Raw genomic sequence first — 21,882 nt, forward strand, 5'->3', positions numbered from 1 at the left:
GGATGCCGGCCGCGAAGGTGTCCACCGGTACGACCGCATCGACACGACCCCTGTCGGCACCACTGCTAGGCGAGGAGATTGATGAGCGCAGAGTTCGGCCGCCGCTCCGGCGCGCAGGGCAGGATCTCCCAGTGGCTGCGTGGTCGCCGCCCCAAGGAGACCGCCGACGACGGCGGGCGCGAGAGCCTGCTGCTCGCCGCTGCCGCCGCTGGGCTGCCGCTCGCGCAGGCCGCGTACCCCTCCGGCTACCGATGTTCCTGTGACCGCGTCGGCTGCCCCACCCCCGCGCGCCACCCCGTGTCCTTCGCCTGGCAGACCCAGTCCACGACCGACCGCGCCCAGATCGAGCGATGGGTACGGCACCAGCCGGAGGCCAACTTCATCACGGCCACCGGCATGGTGCACGACGTGCTCGACGTGCCGTTCGACGCGGGCCGCGAGGCCCTGGATCGGCTGCTCACCTCCGGCGTCGAGGTCGGACCCGTCGCCGAGAGCGGTGACGGACGCATGTTCTTCTTCACGCTCACCCGCGGTACGCCCGAGGACGAGGACGAGTGGTGGCCCTGCGAGCTGGACTCGCACCCCGAGACGACGGACGAACACCCCGGCCTGCGCTGGCACTGCCGCGGTTCCTACGTCCTCGTCCCGCCGGCCCAGCTCCCCGGTGACCTGTCCGTCGACTGGCTGCGCGGCCCCGAGCACCCGCTGCCCGACCCGCTGAGCCTGCTCGAGGCCCTGACGGACGCCTGTGCCCGCTACGCGGGAGAGAACGAGTCCGACCAGCTGGCCGCCTGGCCCCACCGCGGCTAGGCACCGCGGCGACCGAACCCACCAGGGCAGGCCCCGCCGCGACCGAACCCGCCGGGGCGGCCCCGGCGGGTGTCGCGGGCCGAGTCGTCAGCCGCCCTTCGCCGCCGTCAGCCCCTCGACCCGGCCCAGCACCGTCACCCGCTGGTCCTGAGCACCCTTCGCCGGGTCCAGGGCCGCCTGGTTGGAGACGAACCCCAGGGTGAGGGACTGCTTGACGTCACCGGTCGTCAGCGCCTTGACGTCCGCGTTCGGCGCGGGGAGTTCGGTGCCCTGCGCGGCGGTCAGCTTCTCGTAGCGCTGCGTGACGAAGAAGACCAGCGCCCCGCCGTCCGAGGTGCGCAGCCCGACCGGGGCGTAGTCGTGCGACGTCAGCGGCTCGTCGATGTACTGCCGGGCGAGACCGGGCTTGCTGGCGTTGCTGCCGCGCAGCGCCCGCCACTGCGAGGTGTGGATGCCGGGGGCGAAGGTCTCGCCGCCGCTCCTCAGATACGTCGCGTAGGACTGGCTCAGCTTCCCCGGCCCCACGGCGAGGGCCGCGTCGTCCGCCCTGACCGGCTGCGCCCAACCGTCCTTGTCCTGCTGGAACTTCGGCACGTCGGTGCCGGCCAGCACGGTCAGGTACGAGGCCTGCCACACGTCGTTCGCGCTGCCGCGTGTGAAGACGAGAAGCCAACGGCTGCCCGCCAGGCCCTTGTTGGCCGCGGTGTCCGCCACGAACCAGCGCGGCCAGCCCGCCTTGGCGGGTATGGCGAACTTCGCGTCGCTCAGCTCCAGCGGCGAGTACCCCGGGTTGCCGCCCGGGTTGTTCCGCCGGCCGGCCCTCAGCTTCGCGCCGTCGATGGCCCCGAGGGCGCCCGTGACGCGGTCCGCGTCCAGGGAACGGTCGTTGGCCTTGTCCGCCTCGTTGTACGCGGTGGTGAAGCCCTCCAGGGCGCGGGCGGCCTCGCCCCGCGTGGCCGCCGGGACGACCTCCCGCTCCCCGTGCACCACCACGCAGCCGCTCGCCGTCACGGACAGTATGGTCACCGCGCCCGTCGCCAGGGCGAGACGGTGGTGACCGTGCTGTCCGTGACGGCGAAGAGCCGCCCGTGCGAGGCTAAGTAGTCTTCGAGGGCTGTGACCCGTGCGATCCCTGCTCATCAGGTACCTTCACCTTCCCCTTCCCGGAGGCGAACCCTACCGGGGCGAGGAAGATCGCGAGGGTCGGCACCAAGTAGAGCGCCCACACCGTGATCTGAAGGACGGTCGGATCGGGCTGGAAGTTGAAGACGCCCTTGAGGAGGGTGCCGTACCAGCTGTCCGGCGGGATCGTGCCGCTGATGTCGAAGGCCAGGTTCCGCAGCCCGGGGATCCAGTCGGCTTCCTGGAGGTCGTGCACGCCGTACGCGATCACACCCGCGGCGACCACGACCAGCATGCCGCCGGTCCAGGTGAAGAACTTCGCGAGGTTGATCCGCAGGGCGCCCCGGTAGAACAGCCAGCCGAGGAGCACCGCGGTCGCAAGGCCCAGCGCGACACCGATCAGCGGGCGCGGGGTGCCGTCGCTCGCCGCGTGCACCGACGCCCACACGAACAGCGCGGTCTCCAGGCCCTCCCGGCCGACCGCCAGGAACGCGGTGGCGACCAGCGCGCCGGTACCCATCGCCAGCGCGGCGTCCAGCTTGCCGTGCAGTTCGGACCTCAGATGCCGGGCGGTGCGCCGCATCCAGAAGACCATCCAGGTCACCAGGCCCACCGCGACGATCGACAGCGAACCGCCGAGCGCCTCCTGCGCCTCGAACGTCATCTCCTGGGAGCCGAACTCGAGCGCGCAGCCGAAGCCGAGCGCCAGCAGGACCGCGACGGCGATGCCGGTCCAGATGGGCCGCAGGGCGTCCCTGCGGTCCGTCTTCACCAGGTAGGCGATGAGGATGCAGACGACGAGGCTGGCTTCCAGTCCCTCGCGCAGGCCGATCAGATAGTTGCCGAACACGGGCTACGCCTCCTTGGCGAACAGCGTCCGTCCCCACCAGTCGTCCTTGTCGCGGACGCCGGGCGGGGCGGCGAAGACCGCCGAACTCACGTGCTGGATGTACTCGTTGAGGGCGTCGGAGCGCGAGAGGCTGCGCTGCACGGGGATGAACCCCTTGCGTACGTCCCGCTGGTACGCGAGGAAGAACAGTCCCGCCTCCAGCCGGCCCAGACCGTCGGTGCCGTCCGTGAAGGAGTAGCCGCGGCGCAGCAGGGTGATTCCGTCGTTCGACTCGGGGTGCGCGAGCCGGACGTGCGCGTCCGGCTTCATCGCCTTCAGGAACGGCTTGTCGCGCTCCTTGGCCTTGCCGGCTGGCGCGCCCTCGCCCTTGTCCCGGCCGAAGACGTCCTCCTGCTCCTGCAGCGAAGTGCGGTCCCAGGTCTCGATGTTCATCCGGATACGGCGCGCCACGAGGTACGAGCCACCGGTCATCCAGGCGGGACCGTCGCCCTCGTCCACCCACACGAACTTCTTCAGCCGCTCCGGCTCGGTGCCCGCGATGTTGCGGGTGCCGTCCTTGAAGCCCATCAGGTTGCGGGGGGTCTGCGCGTCCGGCGTCGTCGACGAGGTCTTGCCGAAGCCGAGCTGCGACCAGCGGATGGCGACCTTGCCGAAACCGATCCGGGCCAGGTTGCGGATGGCGTGCACCGCGACCTGCGGGTCGTCCGCGCACGCCTGGATGCACAGGTCGCCGTTGCTGCGCGCCGCCTCCAGGTTGTCGCCCGGGAACCTCGGCAGGTCGACGAGTGCCTGCGGGCGCTGCTCCGCCAGGCCGAACCTCTCGAAGAGCGACGGCCCGAAGCCGATGGTCAGTGTGAGCCGGGACGGCTTGAGGCCCAGTGCCTCCCCGGTGTCGTCCGGCGGAGCCTCGGCCAGGCCGCCGTAGGCGCCCTCGCCGACCGGGTGGCCGCCGGTCATACGGCGGGCGGCGGCCGTCCACTCCTTCAGCATCTGGACGAACTCGGCGCGGTCGTCGGTCTTCACGTCGAACGCGGCGAAGTGCAGCCGGTCCTGCACCGGCGTGGCGATGCCCGCCTGGTGCGTGCCGTGGAAGGCGACCGCGGCGCCGGTGTCGGCGCCCGCCGGGTCCACGTCGTTCCCGGTACGGGTCATCGCCACCGCGCCACCGGCCGCGGCGGCACCGAGCGCGAGCCCGGCACCGCCCCAGCCGATCAGCGAACGCCGTGACGGTGTGAGCCCGTCGGTGGATTCGGTCCTGTCGGTCGTCATGATCGCCTCGCTACTTGACCACGGCCGCGGCGAGCTTGGAGAGGGGCTCGGCGAGCGCGTTGACCGCGTCCGAGAGCTCCTTGCGCTGGTCCTTGGTGACCTTGTCGTACGACACGAAGCCGTTCTGCGCCTTGTCCTTCGGGTCGTTCGAGCGGTACTTGTCGAGCACCGTGTTCAGCGCCGTGAACTGCTTGTCGAGCTCGGTGGTCAGCGCCTTGTCGTTCTCCTGCGCGACCGGCTTGAGCAGCTCGTACGACTTCTGCGCACCGTCGACGTTGCCCTTGAAGTCACTGAGGTCGGTGTGCGAGTAGCGGTCCTCCTCGCCGGTGACCTTGCCGGTGGCGACCTCGTCGAGCAGTTCCTTGGCGCCGTTGGCCATGGAGGTCGGGGTGATCTCGGCCTTGCCGACCCGCTTCTGCCAGTCCTTCAGGTCGGTGACCAGCTGGTCGGCGAGCGTCTTCTGCTCGGCGCCGATCTTCTTGTCCTCCCAGAGGGACTTCTCCAGCGCGTGCCAGCCGGTCCACTTCTGGTCCTTCTCCAGGCCGTCGGCGCGGGTGTCGGTCTTGGGGTCGATGTCGCCGAAGGACTCGGCGATCGGCTCGGTGCTCTCCCAGCCCACACGCGAGGCGGCGAAGGCGTTCTCGGCGGCCTCGATGTCACCGGCCTTGACGGCGTCGGCGAACGTCTGCACCTTCGGGATCGTCGCGTCGGCCTGCTCCTGCGCGTACTCGCGGTAGGCGGCGACGGCCTTGTCCAGGCGCGGGTCGCGCTTGGCGACCTTGCCGCCGGTGACCGCGAGATTCTGGCGGACGCCGAGGCCCTTCATGCCGGGGCGGCAGGCGATCTGGTACGAACCGGCCTTGACCTCGGCGGTCAGCGTGTACTTGGTGCCCGGGCCGATGTTCTCCTTCTCGGAGACGATCCGGTCGTCCGGGAAGAGGATCTCGACCTCGGTGGCCTGCGAGCCCTTGTTCTCTATCTTCAGCGTGACCTGGCCCGCCGGGACCGACTTGGTCGACGTGGTGCACTTCGAGTCGGCGGCGGTCACCTGGATCGCGTCGCCGTTCCCGGCTTCGCTCTTCTCGGTGCAGCCCGTGACGGCGGCCAGAGCGGCCGCGGTGGCGGCGGCGGTGACAACTGAGAGTCGGACGGCTCGCATTCAGGCTCCAGGAGAACGAGGGACGATCGCGCGGAAGGGACCGCGCCATTTGGTGAGGCTGGCCTAACTTACCTGAGGCTTACCTCAGTGATACCCGCTCGTCCAGTGATTCAGCTCTCACGTTTGCCGCACTGGCACGGCCTGATCACGATGGCTCAAAGCAGACGCCACAGAGGGGTCAAGGGACGGTCAAGGGTCGCGGCGGGGGGTCACCAGGACGGCGCCGGTCCGCGGGTGCGCGAGCACTTCGACCGGCTGGCGGTAGACCTCACTCAGCAACTCGCCGGTGAACACCGCGGCCGGCGGACCGCCGGCCGCGACCCGGCCGGCGCTCAGTACGGTCACCCGGTGCGCGTACGCGGCGGCGAGTCCGAGATCGTGCAGGACCACGACCACCGCGTCCCCGGCGCGCGCCCTTTCCCGGCAGACCCGCAGCACCAACTCCTGGTGTCTGAGGTCGAGGGCGGCGGTCGGCTCGTCGAGCAGCAGCAGCGGAGCGTGCTGGGCGAGCACCCGGGCGAACGCCACCCGGGCCCGCTCACCGCCGCTGAGCGCGGAGAAGGGCCGGGCGGCGAACTCCGCGACCTCGGTGGCCGCCAGGGCACCGGCGACGGCCGCGTCGTCGTCCACCCCGCCGCCGCCCGCCCAGGGCGCGCGACCCATCCGGACGACCTCCTCGACCGTGAACGGGAAGGAGAGCGACGCGGACTGGGGGAGCACGGCCCGGCGCAGGGCGAGTTCGGGTGCCGTCCAGTCCGCCGCCGGACGTCCGTGGACCCGTACGACGCCCGCACTGGGGCGCAGGTCGGCGGCGAGGGCGGCGAGCAGCGTCGACTTTCCCGCCCCGTTGGGGCCGACCAGCGCGAGGACCTCGCCCGCGCGAGCCGTGACGTGCACCCCGCGCAGCACCTCCCGGGCGCCCAGGCGGACATGGAGCCCCTCGGCCTCGGCGAGCACGTCCCCGGCGGCGGCCGGGGCGGGGGGCGCGGGGCGCGTCGTACGCGGGAACCTCATGCCCATCCTCCTTGTCCGCGGCGGGTCCTGCGCAACAGCCAGAAGAAGAACGGACTGCCGAGCAGGGCGGTGAGCACACCGAGCGGAAGCTCGGCGGGCCGGGCGATCGTCCGGGCCGCGAGGTCGGCGCCCAGCAGCACCACCGCGCCGCCCAGGGCGCTGCCCGGGATCAGGAACCGGTGCCCCGGCCCCGCCGCCATCCGCAGCAGATGCGGCACGACGAGCCCGACGAAGGCGACGATCCCCGAGACGCTGACGGCCGCGGCGGTGAGCAGCGCGATCACCAGCACCAGGACGATCCGCAGCCGCTCCACGTCCACTCCCAGGTGCCGGGCCGGACGTTCACCCAGCGCCAGCAGGTCCAGCCGGCGCGCGTACAGCGGTGCGACGGCCAGTCCGGCCACCGCGCACGGCAGGACGGCCAGCACCTTCGGCCAGGTGGCCTGGGCGAGCGAGCCGAGTTGCCAGAAGGTGATCTGGCTGACGGCCGCGGAGTCCGCGAAGAAGAGGAAGAGGCCGATCAGCGCACCCGTGAACGCGTTCACGGCGATGCCGGTGAGGATCAGTGTGACGACCTCCGTCCGGCCGCCCGAGCGCGACATCGCGTAGACGAGGAGCGCGGTGGCGAGACCGGTGACGAAGGCGACGGCCGGAACGGTCCAGGTGCCGAGGAAGGACAGACCGAGCGCGATCGAGGCGACCGCGCCGACGGCCGCCCCCGAGGAGACACCGATGACCCCGGGCTCGGCCAGCGGATTGCCGAACACGCCCTGCATCAGGGCGCCCGCGCAGCCCAGCGAGGCGCCGATGAGCAGCGCGAGCACGATCCGCGGGAAGCGGACGTTCCACAGGACCGACTCGGGGACCCGGTCGAGCGCGGCGCCGCCGAGGCCGGTCCGGTGGGCGACGGAGGACAGGACGTCGCCGGTGGGGATCGGATAGGCGCCGAGCCCGGCGGCGACCGGCACCAGGACGAGCAGGGTGAGCAGCAGCCCGGCGGTCAGGAGCGTGGCGGCGGCGCGGGGCTTCGTGCGAACGGGCGTGCCGACCGCCTCCGCCCGCTCCGCGACGGTCACCTGGTGTCCCCGTACAACTGCGCGACCACGGACTTCAGCACCTGGTCGGTGCGCGGCCCGTAGTTGAGGAGCACCCCGTCCTCGACCGAGACGACCCGGCGTGCCATCCCGGCCGGGGTCTGCGCGACCCCGGGGATCTTCACGAGTCCGTCGATGCCGCCGACCGACTCCAGTCCCTTGGTCATGACCAGGATCGCGTCGGGTGCGGCCTTCGCCAGTGCCTCGGTGGTGAGGGCGGTGAAGTCCTTGCGCAGCCCCGAGTCGGCTCCGGCGTCGACCGCCCCCGCGGCCTCCAGCAGCGAGGTGGCACCGGAGTCCTCGCCGCCGATGAGATAGACGGAGGCGGAGCCGCGCAGGTAGAGGAACGCGACCCGGGGCCTGTCCGTGTGCGACCCAACCGCCCGGCGCACGGCCCCGATCCGCTGCTCCGAGCGCGCGGTCAGCCGCTCGCCCGCGGCCGGTACGCCGAGCGCGCCGGCCACCGCCTCGATCCGCGGGCCCACGTCGCCGAGGCCCTTGGCCGGGTCGACGACGAGGACGGGGACGCCCGCGTCGCGGATCTGTGCCACGGCCTCGGCGGGTCCGGTCGTCGTCTCGGCCAGCACGAGGTCCGGCCTGAGGGAGAGCACGCTCTCGGCGGAGACGTCGTGGCCCCGGGTGACCACCGGGAGCCGCTTCGCCTGGGCGAAGGTGGCGGTGATGTCACGGGCGGCGACCCGGTCGCCGAGACCGAGTGTGAAGACGATCTCGCTGAGGCTGCCGGAGAGCGGGACGATCCGGTCGGCGGCGCGGACCGTCACCCGCTTCCCGTCGGCGGAGCGGACGGTGACGGGCAGTCGGGGCGCGGGTACACCCGTGAGGGGCTCCACCCGGTTGGCGGCGGGAGCCCCCTTGGCCACGGCCGCGGCATGGTCGGCGGTGCCGGGGCCGCATCCGGTCGCCGCCAGGGTGAGGGCGAGCGCGGACAGCAGCGCGCCCGCGAGTCGTGTGCGCAGGCCCTGCGCCGTCCTGGTCATTCCACTGGATCCTCTCGCTTCTCTTCCGACCCCCGTTGCGCATAGCTTAGGTTAGCCTTACCTTCCTTAGCTACTGGTCGTCATCCCACGGCCACCGATTCCGGAGGACACATCCATGCCGGTGCGCCTGAGGGCCCTCGTCGCAGCGGTCTGCGTGACCCTGCTGGGAGCCCTGCTCGGGGCGCTGCTGCCCGCCACGGCGGCGCAGGCCGCGAGCCGCAGCGTGCGGGGCGGCCGGCTCGACTGGGGCATCAGGGCCTCGTTCCAGAGCTATGTCACCGGGCCCATCGCCAAGGGGAGTTACGCACTGACGGGCGGCGCCGCGACCATCGGTGACGGCCGGTTCCGCTTCCACTCGGCGACGGGCACCTACGACGGCGGCACGGGCGCCTTCCGCGCCGCCTTCTCCGGCGGCGTCCGCTTCGTCGGACACCGCGAGGCCGACGGGACCTACGAGCTCGATCTCACCCTCAGCCGCCCCACCGTCGGCATCTCCGGCACGAGCGGCACGCTCTACGCCGACATCACCAGCAGGGCGAAGGGCACCGGGACGGTCACGACGTCCTCACAGGTGCCCTTCGCCTCCCTCTCGCTCGCCGGCATCGACATGAAGGGCGGCGGCACCGCCGTCCGGCTCGACGACCTGCCCGCCACGCTGACCTCACAGGGCGCCCGGTCCTTCGCCGGGTACTACACCGCGGGCACGGCACTCGACCCGGTCAGCCTGTCGGCGGACGTACGGGCGGCCGTCGGCGCCACCCCGGCCGCCACCCCGAGGGCGACGAAACCCCCGGCGCCCCGGAAGACGGCGAAGGGCACGTCGGACGCGATCGCGGACGGCGCCGTCGACTGGGGCGTGCGCCGCACCTTCCGCGAGTACGTCACCGGGGACATCGCCGAGGGGAAGTGGACCCTCACCGGCGGCGCCCAGGACGGCGGCGCGCTCTTCCGCTTCCCGGCCGGCGAGGGAACGTACGCCAGGAAGGAACACTCGCTGCGCGCCACCTTCGCCGGAGCCGTCCGCTTCACCGGCGACCACGGGCTCGACCTCCGGCTCAGCGGCCTGCGGGCCACCGTCGAGGACGGGCGGGGCACGCTCTACGCCGATGTCACGAGCACCGGCTACTCCGGCAGGAGGGTCCCCCTCGTCACCTTCGCGGCGAAGGACCTCGCGCCGAAGAACGGACTCGTCGAACTGACCGAAGCCCCCGCCGAGTTGAGCGCACCGGGCGCCAAGGCCTTCGGCGGCATGTACCGGGCGGGCACCCCCATGGACCCCGTGACCCTCTCCGTCGCCGTCACCGACGACGCCCGGCTGCCCGCCCTGCCCGACCTGGGCAGCTCCGACCCGCCCACACCCGGGACCGAGAAGCGGAGCACCGCCGCCCCGCGCGCCGGGAGCACGGCGGCCGGCCACGCGGACTCCGCGCCCGCACTGCCCCTCGGTCTCGCCGCGGGCCTGCTGCTCGCGATCGGCCTCACCCTCGCGCTCGTCCGCAGGCGCCGTACGCGACAGGCGCCGGCCGCGCGGAACGCCACCGACGAGGACTGAACTCCCACGAACCCTCCGCCCGCGGGCGGAGCCGCACACACCGCCAGAGGAGACCCACCACCATGGCCGCCAATCGCCGCCGCCCCCTCGCCCTCGCCGCCGCAGTCGCGGTCGCCCTCGGGGCCACCGCCGTCGCCGTGACCACCGCGTCGGCCGCCGAAGTCCCCCTCAAGGGATACGAGGTGACCTGGGGCATCAAGCAGTCGTACCGCAGCTACGTGACCGGAGCGGCCGCGGGCAGCTTCACGCCCGCGGACGGCGCGACACAGGCGGACGGCAACGGCGCGTTCACCTTCACCGGCGGCACCGGTACGTACGACTCCGACAGCCACGCCGTGAAACTGGGCTTCGCCGGCAGCCTGAAGATCGCGTCCGCGCGACACGGCTTCGAACTCACCCTGAGCGACGTCAGGTTCGACAGCGGAGCGGCGGAGATCACCGCCGACGTGACGAGCAACGGCACGACGCAGAACGACGTGCCCCTCGCGGACGTCACCGTCACCCGTGACATGGCGTCCATGACGACCACGCTGACGCAGGAGGCGGCGACCGTCCTCGGCAGCCCGGGCTACGCCGGCGCGGAGGGCGATCCGCTGGGCGTGGTGCAGAAGACCACGCAGTCGCCGTCGCCGAGCCCGTCCGCCTCGGACCCGGCGTCGCCGTCGCCGAGTTCACCGTCGTCCCCGTCGCCGACCGCCTCCGCGTCCCCCTCCGGCCCCGCCTCCCCCTCCGCCTCGGCTTCGGCGTCCGCCTCGCAGCAACCGTCCGCCTCGCCCTCGGAGAGCGCCGCCACGAAGGGCGAGATCACCGACGGCACGCTCGGCTGGGGTGTGAAGCAGTCCTTCCGCACCTACGTCGTGGACGGCGCCGCCCAGGGCACGATCACCGCGTCCGGTGGCGCGACCCAGGCCGGTGGCAACGGCGTCTTCACCTTCCCGGACGCCACCGGCACCTACGACACCGACGCGGGGACCCTGACCGCCGGTTTCGAGGGCGCGGTGAACTTCAAGGGCCACGAGAGCGGCGGCACCTACGGTCTCGACCTCACCCTCAGCGACCTCACGGCGAGGCTGGACGGCGGCACGGGCGAACTGACCGCCGACGTCGACAGCCTCGGGGAGAAGTCCGACGACGTGGTCCTCGCGGACCTCGAGGCCGCGTCCGGCGTGCCGGCCGCGAAGGACGACGTGATCACGCTCGACGAGGTCACGGCCACCCTGACCAAGGCGGGGGCGGAGGCGTTCGGCGGGTTCTACCCGGTCGGCACCGAACTGGACCCGGTGGACCTGTCGGTCGCCGTGAGCGAGGACGCCCAACTGCCGGGCGGGAACGGCGGGTCGGGCACGGGCGGCTCGGCAGGCTCGGGCGGCTCGGGTTCCGCGGGCGGGTCGGGCACCACCGGCGGCGCGGGCACGACCGGCTCCACGACCGGCGGCGTCGGCGGGGCGCTGGCCTCCACCGGCTCCGACGCGCCTCTCGGCGCGCTCGGCGCGGCGGCCGCGGTGACGGCCGCGGCGGGCACGGGAGTCGTCGTCGCGGTGCGCAGGCGCCGCGCTCTGGGCTGACGCCCGCGGCAGGGTCTCGGGCAGGGGCAGGATCCGGGTCCGGGGTAGGAGTGCGCAGCCGACGCCGACGCCGACGCCGAGACCGACGCCGGCCGCGCGGCTGCCGTGACCGCCCGCCGGGTCCGGCCCGCGGGCGATCGTCGTTCCTGTGATGTTTCAATGCCCGCGTGACTGATTACGACGTGCTGCGGGTGTTCTGCGGACCCGACGGTGGATACGGCAACGAACTCGGTGTCGTGCGTGAGGGCTCGGTGCTGCCGGACCCCGACGACCGTCAGGCCCTCGCGGCCAAACTCGGTTTCAGCGAGACCGTCTTCGTCGACGACCCCGAGCGCGGGGTCGTCGACATCTACACCCCGACCCTGCGGCTGCCCTTCGCCGGACATCCGTGCGTCGGGGTGGGATGGCTGCTCGACGTGCCCGAACTGGTCACACCGGCCGGAGTGGTCGGGGTCCGGCTCGACGGCGAGTTCAGCTGGATCGAGGCGCGGCCCGAGTGGGCGCCGCCCCGCACCCTGCGCCGGTACGCGTCGGCGGCCGAGGTGGACGCTCTGCCCGCCCCGCCACGGGGCGAGTGGATCTACGCCTGGGCCTGGGAGGACGAATCGGCGGGACGGGTGCGCGCCCGCGCCTTCCCCGGCCGCGACGACGGCATCGAGGAGGACGAGGCGACCGGGGCGGCGGCCCTCCTGCTGACGGCCCGGCTCGGCCGCGCGCTCAACATCGTCCAGGGCAGGGGTTCCCAGATCCTCACGGCTCCGCAGCCGGAGGGATGGGTGGAGGTCGGCGGCCGGGTGTTCCTGGAACAGTGACCCGACCGGCCCGGCGACCCGGGTGACCGCACGGCGGACCCGCCCGGTGACCTGGTGGGCGGGCCCGTACGCGCGGTCAGGCGCTCAGCCGGAACTCCTCGCCCAGCGCCCCGAACACCGCCGTGTTCAGCGCGAACGCCCGCTTGCACTCCGCGATGATGCGCTGCCGCTCCAGGTCGTCCGCGGGGACCGCGTCCAGGAGTTCGCGGTAACCGCGCTTGAACGCGGCCGGGTTGGCGATGTCCTCGAAGACGTAGAAGCGGACTCCGTCGCCCTTCCGGGCGAAGCCCCAGGCGCGCTCGGCCCTGTCGCGGATGATCTGGCCGCCGGAGAGGTCGCCGAGGTAACGGGTGTAGTGGTGGGCGATGTAGCCGCCCGGCCACGCGCGGGCGCATTCCGCGACCCGCTCCGCGTACGCCTCCGTGGCCGGAAGCGCGGTGAGCGTCGAGCGCCAGCCGGCGCCCCGCAGATGCGCCAGGTCCCGCTCCAGCGCGGCGCGGCGCAGCAGGCCGGGCTGGATGAAGGGCCCGGCGACCGGGTCGGCGGCCAGGGTCCCGGCGTCCTCCTCCAGGGCCTCGTACACGAACCACAGCTGCTCGGTGTAGCGCGCGTACGCGTCGACGCCGAGCTTGCCGCCGAGGAGGTCACTCATGAACGTCGAGGTCTCCGCCTCCGTGTGCTGCTCGTGCGAGGCGGTGCGGATGAGCGTCGAGAAAGGGTCCATGGGACCTCCGGGGCCGAAGGAACGAGAGCCACTCGGATTTTGTATGGTTAGCCTTACCTAAGTCAACGGGGTTGTCGACTCCCTGTCGGTAAAGTTTCCGACATGCTGTCGGTAAAACCGTACACCGGATCCGCGCCGAACCCACAGGTGAGGGCTCGTGGGGCCCCTGACGGCACACACGAAAGCCCGCCCTGTCCGGCGGGACAGGGCGGGCTTGCGGGCTTCGACGGAGGAGATCCGACAGGGGAGACGGCGGGGCGGGCGGGGCTACGGCAGCGTCAGGATCTCCGCGCCGGTCTCGGTCACCACCAGGGTGTGCTCGAACTGGGCCGTCCGCCTGCGGTCCTTCGTCACGACCGTCCAGCCGTCGTCCCACAGGTCGTACTCGTGGGTGCCGAGCGTGAGCATCGGTTCGATCGTGAAGGTCATCCCGGGCTGGATGACGGTCGTGGCGTGCGGGCTGTCGTAGTGCGGAACGATCAGTCCGGAGTGGAACGAGGAGTTGATCCCGTGCCCCGTGAAGTCCCGCACGACCCCGTACCCGAAGCGCTTGGCGTACGACTCGATGACGCGGCCGATGATGTTGATCTGCCGGCCGGGCCTGACCGCCTTGATCGCACGGTCGAGGGACTCCCGGGTCCGCTCGACCAGCAGCCTCGACTCCTCGTCCACGTCACCGACCAGGTACGTCGCGTTGTTGTCGCCGTGCACCCCGCCGATGTACGCCGTCACGTCGAGGTTGATGATGTCGCCGTCCCGCAGCACCGTGGAGTCGGGGATGCCGTGGCAGATGACCTCGTTCAGGGAGGTGCACAGCGACTTGGGGAAACCGCGGTAGCCGAGGGTGGAGGGGTAGGCGCCGTGATCGCACATGTACGCGTGCGCGACGCGGTCCAGCTCGTCCGTGGTGACGCCGGGCGCGATCAGCTTCGCGGCCTCGGCCATCGCCTGCGCGGCGATCCGGCCGGCGATCCGCATCGCCTCGATCGTCTCGGCGTTCTGCACCTCCGGACCGGTGTACGGCGTCGGGGCGGGCTTGCCCACATACTCGGGACGCCTGATGTTTCCCGGGACGGGACGGGTGGGAGAGAGCTCTCCTGGTACGAGCAGCGACTGGCCAGACATGCCAGCGAGTCTAACCAGCGGGCATGGGGGCACTATGTCCGTGGCGAAAGGAGCAGGTCATGGCCCTCTTCAAGAAGCGGACCGTCGGGAAACCCGGCGAGTGGTACTACTGCCTCGTCCACCAGAAGGTCGAGGAGGGGCCGGACTGCCCCGCCAAGGACCGTTTCGGGCCCTACACCACCCGTGCGGAGGCCGAACACGCCATGGAGACCGCCCAGGAACGCAACCTGGAGTGGGAGACGGACCCCAAGTGGCACGACGCCCAGGCCCCGAATCCGGACGACGACTGACCCCGGCCCGGCCCCCTCGCCGGGCGCGGCCCCTCCGGCGGGGCGACCGTCGGGGCGTTGCCCGAGCGCACGGGGCCGGTGACCACCCGGGCGGGAGGCGGCGGCCCGGACGGTCCCGGGCCGCGGGGGCCGTCCGCCGGGGGTGACGGCCCCGGATCGGCGCCCACGCGGCAGGGCGGCGGCTACCACCGTGCCGCGGGCGGGGCCGTCAGCTGGTCCGCGAGCCGGGAGAGCCGGTCGCGCAGACGGCGGCGCCCCCGCTGCGAGGGCAGGGTGTTCTCCCCGGCCGCCGCGCTGACGAGGTGCTGGACGGTGTCCAGGTCGAGCTCGTGCTCGGGCGGCACGGTCAGGGCCTCGTGCGCCATCGCCCCCAGCTCACGGTCGCCCGCGTCGAGCGCGAGCACGGTCGCCCCGGCCCGCCGGGCGTCGTGGACCCGCTCCAGGAGCGGCGCCCCGGGAACGGACGGCGCCACCACGAGCAGGGTCTCCCCGCGCCGCGCGGCCTCGATACGGCCGAGGCCCACGGCGAGGTGGGCCGGGTCCGAGGCCCGCGCCCCGTGCCGCACCAGCGTCGGAGACAGCTCCGGCGTGCCCGACCAGGCGGCCTCGTCCACCAGGTGCGCCGCCAGGTGCCACGGCTCGTACTCCGCCGTGCCCACGAGCAGCAGCCCGCCCCCGTGCGACACCACGGACCCCCGCAGGGCCCCCGCGAAGCGCCGGGTGTCACCCGGCCACTCCGTCCCGGCCAGGACCTCGCGCAGCAACGCGACCCGTACGGCATCCATGCACACGCATCCTGCCGCAACCGACGACTCGTCAGGTGGAGTTCACCATGAATTCGCCCAAGTGGGGCAGAGCCCGCGCATGACCGAACCGAACACGGAGACCAGCGTCCCCTTCCGCGCGGGAGGCGAGGGCCGGGCGAGTTTCCGGATCCCCGCCCTCGTCGTCACCCGCGCGGGCACCCTGCTCGCCTTCTGCGAGGGCAGGACCGACTCCGCCCAGGACCACGGCCGTATCGCCATCGTCCTGAAACGGTCCACGGACGGCGGCCGCACCTGGAGCGCGCTGCAGACCGTGGCCGAGAACGGGGGCGACCTCGCGGGCAACCCCGCCCCCGTCGTCCTCGACACCGGCCGCGTCCTGCTCGTGCATGTCCGTGCCGCGGCCACCGCCACCGAGGACGCCATCCTGCGCGGCAGGGTGAGCGCCGCCGACGGCCGTCGCGTGTGGGTGCAGTACAGCGACGACGACGGCCTCACCTGGTCCGCGCCGCGGGAGATCACCTCGCAGGTGAAGAGAGCGGGATGGCGGTGGTACGCGACCACGCCGGGGCACGCGATCCAGCTCACCACCGGCCGCGTGGTCGTGCCCGGCAACCACACCCTGCCGCCCGCCGGCACCGACAACGGCACGGAGGCCAGATACAACAGCGGTCACTGCCTCCTCAGCGACGACCGCGGCGCGAACTGGTACCTCGGCTACCTCGACGAGAACACCGACGGATACGTCAACGCGAACGAGACCACGGCCGCCGAACTCCTCGACGGACGCGTCTACTTCAACACCCGCAACGACTCCCCGTCGCCGGGCTGCCGCGCCGACGCGCACTCCGCGGACGGCGGACGGACCCTGCTGAAACCCTTCCGTCCGCAGTCGGGGCTCGTCACCCCGGTGGTCCAGGGCAGCGTCCTCCAGCTCCGCGATCCCGACCTGCTCCTGTACGCGGGCCCCGCCGACCCCGCCGCCCGCGCCCTGATGACGGTCCGCGCCTCCACCGACGGCGGCACCACCTGGCGGCCCGTGCACACGGTCGACGGACTGCCCGCCGCGTACTGCGATCTGGTCCGCGTCGACCCGGAGACCGTGGGACTCCTCTACGAGACCGGCGACTTCGGCCCGTACGAGACGATCACCTTCCGGCGCGTTCCGGTGACCGCCCTCACCTGAGCCCCCGCGGCCCCCGGGGCGGGATCCGCGCACGTAAGGTCGCCCCATGACCTCTACTGACAGCGCACAGAAGGCCCCCGCCAAGGACCCTTGGGACCTGCCCGACGTGTCCGGGCTCGTCGTGGGCGTGCTCGGCGGCACCGGTCCCCAGGGCAAGGGCCTGGCGTACCGCCTCGCCAGGGCGGGCCAGAAGGTGATCATCGGTTCGCGTGCCGAGGAGCGGGCGCAGGCCGCCGCCGGGGAACTGGGGCACGGTGTCGAGGGCGCCGACAACGCCGAGTGCGCCCGGCGCAGCGACCTCGTGATCGTCGCCGTGCCGTGGGACGGGCACGGCAAGACCCTGGAGGCCCTGCGCGAGGAACTGGCGGGCAAGCTCGTCGTCGACTGCGTCAACCCGCTCGGCTTCGACAAGAAGGGCGCGTACGCGCTGAAGCCGGAGGAGGGCAGCGCCGCCGAGCAGGCCGCGGCCCTGCTGCCGGACTCGCGGGTCACGGCCGCCTTCCACCACCTCTCCGCGGTGCTCCTCCAGGACCCGGAGATCGAGGAGATCGACACCGACGTGATGGTCCTCGGCGAGGAGCGCGCGGACGTCGAGCTCGTACAGGCGCTCGCCGGGCGCATCCCCGGCATGCGCGGGGTCTTCGCGGGCCGGCTGCGCAACGCCCACCAGGTCGAGTCGCTGGTCGCGAACCTGATCTCGGTGAACCGGCGCTACAAGGCTCACGCGGGCCTGCGGGTGACGGACGTATAAGTGACGGACGTACAGGTGACGGACGCGTAGACGTACAGCGGCCGCACGGGCCCGGGGCGGGCAGGGGGCACGGAGGACATGAGGGACACGGACATGAGGGACACTGGACGCCGCAGCACCAGCGATCCGTCCGTCTGTCAGGAGCCGTCCCCCATGTCCGCCTCGCCCTCCTCCGACCCGACCCGGCGACTCGCGTTCTACGCCCTCGCGGTCTGCGTCCTCTCCGTCGCCGCGGCCGTGGTCTCCTTCGTCCAGGGCAGCTGGCTGGGGATCGTGTGGGTGCTGCTGGCGGGTCTGTCGTCCAACATGACCTGGTACTACGCGCGGCGCGGCAAGTCCGTCAGCTGACCGCGCAGAACTCGTTGGTGCCCTGCCAGAAGCGGTAGAACTCCTGGCCGCAGTAAGTCTGGACCTCGTCGATGCCCAGGCTGTTCAGGATCGAGTGGATCACGTCGAAGAACACCGTGTTCACCGACGGGATCCACAGCACCGCGAACACGGCGAGCAGGCCGAACGGCGCGAACGGCTCCACCTGGCGCTTGACGTTGTACGACAACCAGGGCTCGATGACGCCGTAGCCGTCCAGACCGGGCACCGGCAGGAAGTTCAGGATCGCGGCCGTCACCTGGAGCAGCGCGAGAAACGCCAGCGCGAACCGGAAGTCCCGCGGCACCCCGTCCAGCGCGTGCAGCCAGAACGGCGCCGTGCAGACCGCCGCGAACAGCACGTTGGTCAGCGGGCCCGCCGCCGAGATCAGGCTGTGCTTCCAGCGGCCCTGGATGCGGCCCCGCTCGATGAAGACCGCGCCGCCCGGCAGACCGATCCCGCCCATGATCACGAAGATCACCGGCAGCACGATGCTCAGCAGCGCGTGCGTGTACTTCAGCGGGTTGAGCGTCAGATAGCCCTTCTCGCCGATCGAGATGTCACCGCTGTGCAGCGCGGTGCGCGCGTGCGCGTACTCGTGCAGGCAGAGCGAGACGACCCACGCGGCCGTCACGAACAGGAACACGGCCACACCTGGCTGCTCGGCGAAGCCGGTCCAGGTGGCCCAGCCCGTCACCGCCGTCACGGCGAGGATCCCGACGAAGACGGGGCTGATCCTCCGGTCGCTGCGGCGGGACGCGGCGGTGGTCATGGGACTCCCTGAACTGGTACGCGTGTGCTGGGCCTGCCCGACCGTACCGGGCTCGGACGGAAAACGTCTCGCGATCGGTGGTTGGTTCCGGAGAGGGTGGGGCCATGGCCGTACGAAACGGCGGCGTCCTGCCCCCGGACCGGGCCGCAGTCAGGTCCCCGGCCGGTGTCCACCCCGGGCCGCACCCGGGGTCTGGGCCCGGCTCGCCGCACCCGGCGCCCGCACCTGATGTCACCGGAGACAATGGACCCCGTGCGCTACCGCATCCTCGGAACCACCCAGGCACTCCGCACCGACGGCACGGTCGTCCCGGTCGGCGGCGCGCGACTGCGTGCCCTGCTGACCGTGCTCGCGCTGCGGCCCGGCCGGACCGTGCCCGCCGCCGTCCTGGTCGACGAGGTGTGGGACGCCGACCCGCCCGCCGACGCGCCCGCGGCGCTGCAGGCGCTGGTCGGAAGGCTGCGCCGGGCGCTCGGCGCGGGCGTGGTGGACTCCGTGGACGGTGGCTACCGGCTCGTCGCGGCCGCCGACGACATCGACCTGCACCGTTTCGAGCGGCTCGCGGGGGAGGGCGCACGCGCGCTCGCCGACGGCGACCCGGCGAAGGCGGCCGTGATCCTCGACGACGCGCTCGCGCTGTGGCACGGGCCGGCCCTGGCCGACCTCCCGGACCGCACCGCCGAGTCGGCCCGCTGGGAGACCCGCCGCCTCGACGTGCGCCGCGCCCGCCTCGGCGCGGCCCTGGCACTCGGCCACGCCGAACGGTCCCTGCCCGAGCTCACCGCCCTGTGCGACCTCCACCCCCTGGACGAACCCCTGCACGTCCTGCGGCTGCGGGCCCTGCGCGACGCGGGCCGCCCCGCCGAGGCCCTGGCCGCCTACGAGTCGCTGCGCGCGCTGCTGGCCGGCCGGCTGGGCTCCGACCCCGGCCCGGAGCTCCGCGCGCTGCACGGAGAACTGCTCCGCCCGGCCGACCCGACAGCGTCCCCACGGCCGCCGGCGCACACGGCCGGCACCCGGGCCCGTACCGCGCCCGCACGACACATTCCGGCGCCGGCCCCGCACACCCCCGCGCCGCTCGTGCCCGCCGCCGGGGGAGGTCCCGGTGTCCCCGTCGCGTCCGCGCCCCCCGGCAACCTCCGCGCCCGGCTCACCTCGTTCGTCGGACGTCAGGCCGACATCGACACCATCCGGGGCGACCTCGCCTCGGCACGGCTGGTGACACTGCTCGGCCCCGGCGGCGCCGGGAAGACCCGGCTGTCGCAGGAGGCGGCGGAGGCCGTCGCGTCCGGGGCCCGGGACGGGGTGTGGCTGGCCGAACTCGCGCCCGTCGACGACCCGAAGGCCGTGCCCGACGCCGTACTCACCGCCGTCGGAGCCCGTGAGACGGTGCTGCGCGGCGCCGGCGCCGAGGAGATGCGGGCCGCCTCCGACCGGCACGACGATCCCCTCCACCGGCTCGCCGAGTACTGCTCCAAGCGCAGCATGCTGCTCATCCTCGACAACTGCGAGCATGTCGTGGACGCCGCGGCGCAGCTGGCCGAGGAGCTTCTGGAGCGGTGCCCGGGACTGACCGTACTGGCCACCAGCCGTGAACCCCTCGGCGTACCGGGGGAGTTGCTGCGGCCCGTGGAGCCGCTGCCGGAGCCGTTCGCGCTGCGGCTGTTCGCCGACCGCGGGGCCTCCGCCCGGCCGGGCTTCCGGATCGACGCCGACGCCGGGACCGCCGAGGCCGCGGCGGAGATCTGCCGCCGTCTCGACGGCCTGCCGCTCGCCATCGAACTCGCCGCGGCCCGGCTGCGGATGCTCACCCCGCGGCAGATCGCCGACCGGCTCGACGACCGGTTCCGGCTGCTTACCTCGGGCAGCCGTACGGTGCTGCCGCGCCAGCAGACCCTGCGGGCCGTCGTCGACTGGTCCTGGGACCTTCTCGACGGGGACGAGCGGGACGTCCTGCGGCGGCTGTCGGTGTTCGCGGGAGGCTGCGACCTCGTCGCCGCCGAGGCCGTCTGCGGCCCGGCGGCCCTGGAGGCGCTCGGCTCGCTCGTCGACAAGTCCCTCGTCGTCGCGGCCCACTCCGGCGACGGCGCGATGCGCTACCGGCTCCTGGAGACCGTCGCCGAGTACGCGGGGGAACGGCTCGACGAGTCCGGGCGGCGCTCCGCCGCCGAGCGCGACCACCTGACGTACTACCGGGAACTCGCCCGCACCACCGACCCCCAGCTGCGCGGCGCCGGCCAGCGCGCCGCGATCGAGCGGATGGAACGGGAGTCGGAGAACCTCAGGGCCGCCCTGCAGCGTGCCGTCGCCACCGGCGACGAACAGGAGGCGCTCTGTCTCGTCCTCTCACTGGGCTGGTACTGGCAGATGCGCGACCTGCGGCTGATGGCCCGCCACTGGTCCGGTGAGGTCATGGCCCTCGGCCCGGACCCCTTCGCCGAGCCCGTGCGGCCGGTTCCCCCGCTGACCGAAAGCTGCACGGACGCCCCGCCGCCGATGCGCCCCGAGATCCTCGACGAGGCCCGCCGCTGCCTGCATCTCGTCCACCTCGCCTGTATGGACATGGACATGGGGGCCTGGGAGACGCCCGAGGCCCAGGAGAAACTGCGCGCCATCAGCCGGGCCTACAGCCCGGGGCTGCCGCAGACCTGCCGCAGCCCCGGCAACCTCTGGTTCTACGCCGTGATCATGACGGGTGACATGGACCGGATGCGCGCCGTCATCGACGAGACCGTCCGCACCTGCCGCGAGCTCGGCTACGCGTGGGAGCTCGGCGTCGCCCTCCAGATGCGCGCCAACGTCCTCGCCAACCGGGCCACCTGGGCGGGCGACGCGGTCCGGGACGCGGACGAGGCGCTGGAGATCTTCACCCGGATCGGAGACGCCTGGGGCGTCGCCGAGGCGCTCTCGGCGCGCGGCGAGGCCCATGAACGCCGGGGCGCCTACCAGCTCGCGGCCGACGACTACGCGCAGGCGATGACGTACGCCGAAGGGCTCGGCGCGCACGCGCAGACGGCGGTGCTCAGCACCCGGCTCGGCGGCGTCCTCATCGAGTCCGGCGAGAGCGAGCGCGGTGAACGGATGCTCAGGGAGGTGCTGGAACGGGGCGAGGGCACACTGAACGAGGCCATGCCCGCCTCCCGGCTGTTCCTGTCGATGTGGCTGGCCCGCAGCGGCCGGGTTGACGAGGCGCGCGAGCAGATGCGGCTGCTGCGCGCGGACTTCGAGGCCGTCACCTTCGTGGTCTTCGACGGCTTCGTGCTGGGCGTCGAGGCCTGGCTGGACGCGCTGGAGGGACTGTACGAGGCCGCCCTGGTGAAGGTGCGCAAGGCGCTGGAGCGGGCGGGCGATCCGCTGTCGCAGGTCATCGCGCCGCACATGACCTCCGCGCATCTGACCACCGCCGCCGTCGCCCTCACCGGCCTGGAGGGCGGCCGTCGGGTGCGGGACGCGGCCATGCTGCTCGGCGCGGCCGACCGGCTGCTGCCGCCGGGCCACTTCGTGGGCCCGATGGAGGACGAGGTGCGGGTGCGGGCCGAGGCCGGCGTACGGGCCCTGCTGGACGAGGGGGCGTACGAGAGGGCGTACGCCGAGGGCGGCGCGCTCTCCGTGGAGGAGGCCGCCGCCCTCGTGTGACGCGGACCGGGGGTTTCGAGGTC

The 21,882-nt window shown here is 72.9% G+C and carries 20 protein-coding genes; 9 read left to right on the top strand and 11 right to left on the bottom strand.

All coding sequences use genetic code 11. The features are described from left to right. Positions 1 to 81 precede the first annotated feature (81 nt). On the top strand, positions 82 to 810 hold the full coding sequence (locus ABZV34_RS16860; protein ID WP_356276365.1) for a bifunctional DNA primase/polymerase: 729 nt from the start codon (positions 82 to 84) through the stop codon (positions 808 to 810). 87 nt (positions 811 to 897) lie between these two features. Here the strand turns inward: ABZV34_RS16860 and ABZV34_RS16865 are convergent, their stop codons facing one another. From ABZV34_RS16865 to ABZV34_RS16895, 7 genes are all read right to left on the bottom strand, one after another. After that, complete coding sequence (locus ABZV34_RS16865; RefSeq protein WP_356276368.1) at positions 898 to 1,950, bottom strand: hypothetical protein; 1,053 nt, start codon at positions 1,948 to 1,950, stop codon at positions 898 to 900. Continuing rightward, complete coding sequence (gene efeU, locus ABZV34_RS16870; RefSeq protein WP_356276371.1) at positions 1,907 to 2,782, bottom strand: iron uptake transporter permease EfeU; 876 nt, start codon at positions 2,780 to 2,782, stop codon at positions 1,907 to 1,909. Before efeU ends, ABZV34_RS16865 begins: the two co-directional genes overlap by 44 nt. Positions 2,783 to 2,785: 3 nt before the next feature. Then, entirely contained in the window at positions 2,786 to 4,051 is a 1,266-nt protein-coding gene (gene efeB / locus ABZV34_RS16875; RefSeq protein ID WP_356276374.1) for an iron uptake transporter deferrochelatase/peroxidase subunit, read from the bottom strand. 10 nt (positions 4,052 to 4,061) lie between these two features. Continuing rightward, positions 4,062 to 5,210 (bottom strand): iron uptake system protein EfeO, encoded by a 1,149-nt coding sequence (gene efeO / locus ABZV34_RS16880; RefSeq protein WP_356276376.1) that lies wholly within the window; start codon positions 5,208 to 5,210, stop codon positions 4,062 to 4,064. A 189-nt stretch (positions 5,211 to 5,399) separates the two neighbouring features. Then, positions 5,400 to 6,224, bottom strand: a complete 825-nt coding sequence (locus tag ABZV34_RS16885; protein ID WP_356276379.1) for a heme ABC transporter ATP-binding protein — start codon at positions 6,222 to 6,224, stop codon at positions 5,400 to 5,402. Then, on the bottom strand, positions 6,221 to 7,228 hold the full coding sequence (locus tag ABZV34_RS16890) for an iron ABC transporter permease (RefSeq protein ID WP_356276606.1): 1,008 nt from the start codon (positions 7,226 to 7,228) through the stop codon (positions 6,221 to 6,223). Before ABZV34_RS16890 ends, ABZV34_RS16885 begins: the two co-directional genes overlap by 4 nt. 68 nt (positions 7,229 to 7,296) lie before the next feature. Beyond that, entirely contained in the window at positions 7,297 to 8,316 is a 1,020-nt protein-coding gene (locus tag ABZV34_RS16895) for an ABC transporter substrate-binding protein (RefSeq protein WP_356276382.1), read from the bottom strand. A gap of 115 nt (positions 8,317 to 8,431) precedes the next feature. Here ABZV34_RS16895 and ABZV34_RS16900 point away from each other — a divergent pair, with 115 nt between their 5' ends. The 3 genes from ABZV34_RS16900 to ABZV34_RS16910 all read left to right on the top strand — a co-directional run bounded on the left by ABZV34_RS16900 (position 8,432) and on the right by ABZV34_RS16910 (position 12,245). Next, positions 8,432 to 9,868: an HtaA domain-containing protein gene (locus ABZV34_RS16900; protein WP_356276384.1), complete on the top strand. Its 1,437-nt coding sequence runs from the start codon at positions 8,432 to 8,434 to the stop codon at positions 9,866 to 9,868. A 62-nt stretch (positions 9,869 to 9,930) separates the two neighbouring features. Continuing rightward, complete coding sequence (locus ABZV34_RS16905; protein WP_356276387.1) at positions 9,931 to 11,433, top strand: HtaA domain-containing protein; 1,503 nt, start codon at positions 9,931 to 9,933, stop codon at positions 11,431 to 11,433. A 167-nt stretch (positions 11,434 to 11,600) separates the two neighbouring features. Beyond that, positions 11,601 to 12,245 (top strand): PhzF family phenazine biosynthesis protein, encoded by a 645-nt coding sequence (locus ABZV34_RS16910; protein ID WP_356276390.1) that lies wholly within the window; start codon positions 11,601 to 11,603, stop codon positions 12,243 to 12,245. 76 nt (positions 12,246 to 12,321) lie between these two features. On the opposite strand, the gene ABZV34_RS16915 is transcribed toward ABZV34_RS16910, so the two are convergent. Then, complete coding sequence (locus ABZV34_RS16915) at positions 12,322 to 12,969, bottom strand: biliverdin-producing heme oxygenase (RefSeq protein WP_356276393.1); 648 nt, start codon at positions 12,967 to 12,969, stop codon at positions 12,322 to 12,324. Between the two features lie 267 nt (positions 12,970 to 13,236). Continuing rightward, positions 13,237 to 14,094 carry a type I methionyl aminopeptidase gene (gene map / locus ABZV34_RS16920; RefSeq protein WP_356276396.1) on the bottom strand — a complete coding sequence of 286 codons (858 nt, stop codon included), beginning with the start codon at positions 14,092 to 14,094 and terminating at the stop codon, positions 13,237 to 13,239. 59 nt (positions 14,095 to 14,153) lie between these two features. Here map and ABZV34_RS16925 point away from each other — a divergent pair, with 59 nt between their 5' ends. Further along, complete coding sequence (locus ABZV34_RS16925; protein ID WP_356276399.1) at positions 14,154 to 14,384, top strand: hypothetical protein; 231 nt, start codon at positions 14,154 to 14,156, stop codon at positions 14,382 to 14,384. A 182-nt stretch (positions 14,385 to 14,566) separates the two neighbouring features. Here ABZV34_RS16925 and ABZV34_RS16930 read toward each other — a convergent pair whose 3' ends face one another. Then, a complete protein-coding gene (locus tag ABZV34_RS16930) occupies positions 14,567 to 15,169 on the bottom strand; it encodes a hypothetical protein (protein WP_356276400.1) in 603 nt (200 codons plus the stop codon). Positions 15,170 to 15,248: 79 nt separating this feature from the next. Between ABZV34_RS16930 and ABZV34_RS16935 the strand changes: the two genes are divergently transcribed. From ABZV34_RS16935 to ABZV34_RS16945, 3 genes are all read left to right on the top strand, one after another. Next, complete coding sequence (locus ABZV34_RS16935; RefSeq protein WP_356276403.1) at positions 15,249 to 16,334, top strand: sialidase family protein; 1,086 nt, start codon at positions 15,249 to 15,251, stop codon at positions 16,332 to 16,334. Between the two features lie 46 nt (positions 16,335 to 16,380). Beyond that, positions 16,381 to 17,085, top strand: coding sequence for an NADPH-dependent F420 reductase (npdG, locus tag ABZV34_RS16940; protein ID WP_356276406.1), 705 nt, complete (start codon positions 16,381 to 16,383; stop codon positions 17,083 to 17,085). A gap of 153 nt (positions 17,086 to 17,238) precedes the next feature. Further along, the gene (locus tag ABZV34_RS16945; protein ID WP_356276609.1) at positions 17,239 to 17,433 is read left to right on the top strand and encodes a hypothetical protein; all 195 of its coding nucleotides are present in this window, start codon (positions 17,239 to 17,241) and stop codon (positions 17,431 to 17,433) included. Here the strand turns inward: ABZV34_RS16945 and ABZV34_RS16950 are convergent. After that, on the bottom strand, positions 17,426 to 18,223 hold the full coding sequence (locus ABZV34_RS16950; RefSeq protein WP_356276408.1) for a site-2 protease family protein: 798 nt from the start codon (positions 18,221 to 18,223) through the stop codon (positions 17,426 to 17,428). The two genes, ABZV34_RS16945 and ABZV34_RS16950, sit on opposite strands and share 8 nt — an antisense overlap. A 243-nt stretch (positions 18,224 to 18,466) precedes the next feature. Between ABZV34_RS16950 and ABZV34_RS16955 the strand changes: the two genes are divergently transcribed. After that, the gene (locus ABZV34_RS16955) at positions 18,467 to 21,859 is read left to right on the top strand and encodes a BTAD domain-containing putative transcriptional regulator (protein ID WP_356276612.1); all 3,393 of its coding nucleotides are present in this window, start codon (positions 18,467 to 18,469) and stop codon (positions 21,857 to 21,859) included. The last annotated feature ends 23 nt before the right edge of the window (positions 21,860 to 21,882 follow it).

The sequence above is a fragment of the Streptomyces sp. NPDC005195 genome (assembly GCF_040608315.1).
Classification (GTDB): Bacteria; Actinomycetota; Actinomycetes; order Streptomycetales; family Streptomycetaceae; genus Streptomyces; species Streptomyces kaempferi.

Coding starts and splice junctions, on each gene's coding strand:
- ABZV34_RS16860 (WP_356276365.1), top strand. CDS start 82: ATGAGCGCAGAGTTCGGCCGCCGCTCCGGCGCGCAGGGCAGGATCTCC.
- ABZV34_RS16905 (WP_356276387.1), top strand. CDS start 9,931: ATGGCCGCCAATCGCCGCCGCCCCCTCGCCCTCGCCGCCGCAGTCGCG.
- npdG (WP_356276406.1), top strand. CDS start 16,381: ATGACCTCTACTGACAGCGCACAGAAGGCCCCCGCCAAGGACCCTTGG.
- efeB (WP_356276374.1), bottom strand. CDS start 4,051: ATGACGACCGACAGGACCGAATCCACCGACGGGCTCACACCGTCACGG.
- efeO (WP_356276376.1), bottom strand. CDS start 5,210: ATGCGAGCCGTCCGACTCTCAGTTGTCACCGCCGCCGCCACCGCGGCC.
- ABZV34_RS16950 (WP_356276408.1), bottom strand. CDS start 18,223: ATGACCACCGCCGCGTCCCGCCGCAGCGACCGGAGGATCAGCCCCGTC.
- ABZV34_RS16900 (WP_356276384.1), top strand. CDS start 8,432: ATGCCGGTGCGCCTGAGGGCCCTCGTCGCAGCGGTCTGCGTGACCCTG.
- ABZV34_RS16930 (WP_356276400.1), bottom strand. CDS start 15,169: ATGGATGCCGTACGGGTCGCGTTGCTGCGCGAGGTCCTGGCCGGGACG.
- ABZV34_RS16915 (WP_356276393.1), bottom strand. CDS start 12,969: ATGGACCCTTTCTCGACGCTCATCCGCACCGCCTCGCACGAGCAGCAC.
- ABZV34_RS16895 (WP_356276382.1), bottom strand. CDS start 8,316: ATGACCAGGACGGCGCAGGGCCTGCGCACACGACTCGCGGGCGCGCTG.
- ABZV34_RS16955 (WP_356276612.1), top strand. CDS start 18,467: ATGGACCCCGTGCGCTACCGCATCCTCGGAACCACCCAGGCACTCCGC.
- ABZV34_RS16885 (WP_356276379.1), bottom strand. CDS start 6,224: ATGAGGTTCCCGCGTACGACGCGCCCCGCGCCCCCCGCCCCGGCCGCC.
- map (WP_356276396.1), bottom strand. CDS start 14,094: ATGTCTGGCCAGTCGCTGCTCGTACCAGGAGAGCTCTCTCCCACCCGT.
- ABZV34_RS16865 (WP_356276368.1), bottom strand. CDS start 1,950: ATGAGCAGGGATCGCACGGGTCACAGCCCTCGAAGACTACTTAGCCTC.
- ABZV34_RS16925 (WP_356276399.1), top strand. CDS start 14,154: ATGGCCCTCTTCAAGAAGCGGACCGTCGGGAAACCCGGCGAGTGGTAC.
- ABZV34_RS16935 (WP_356276403.1), top strand. CDS start 15,249: ATGACCGAACCGAACACGGAGACCAGCGTCCCCTTCCGCGCGGGAGGC.
- ABZV34_RS16945 (WP_356276609.1), top strand. CDS start 17,239: ATGTCCGCCTCGCCCTCCTCCGACCCGACCCGGCGACTCGCGTTCTAC.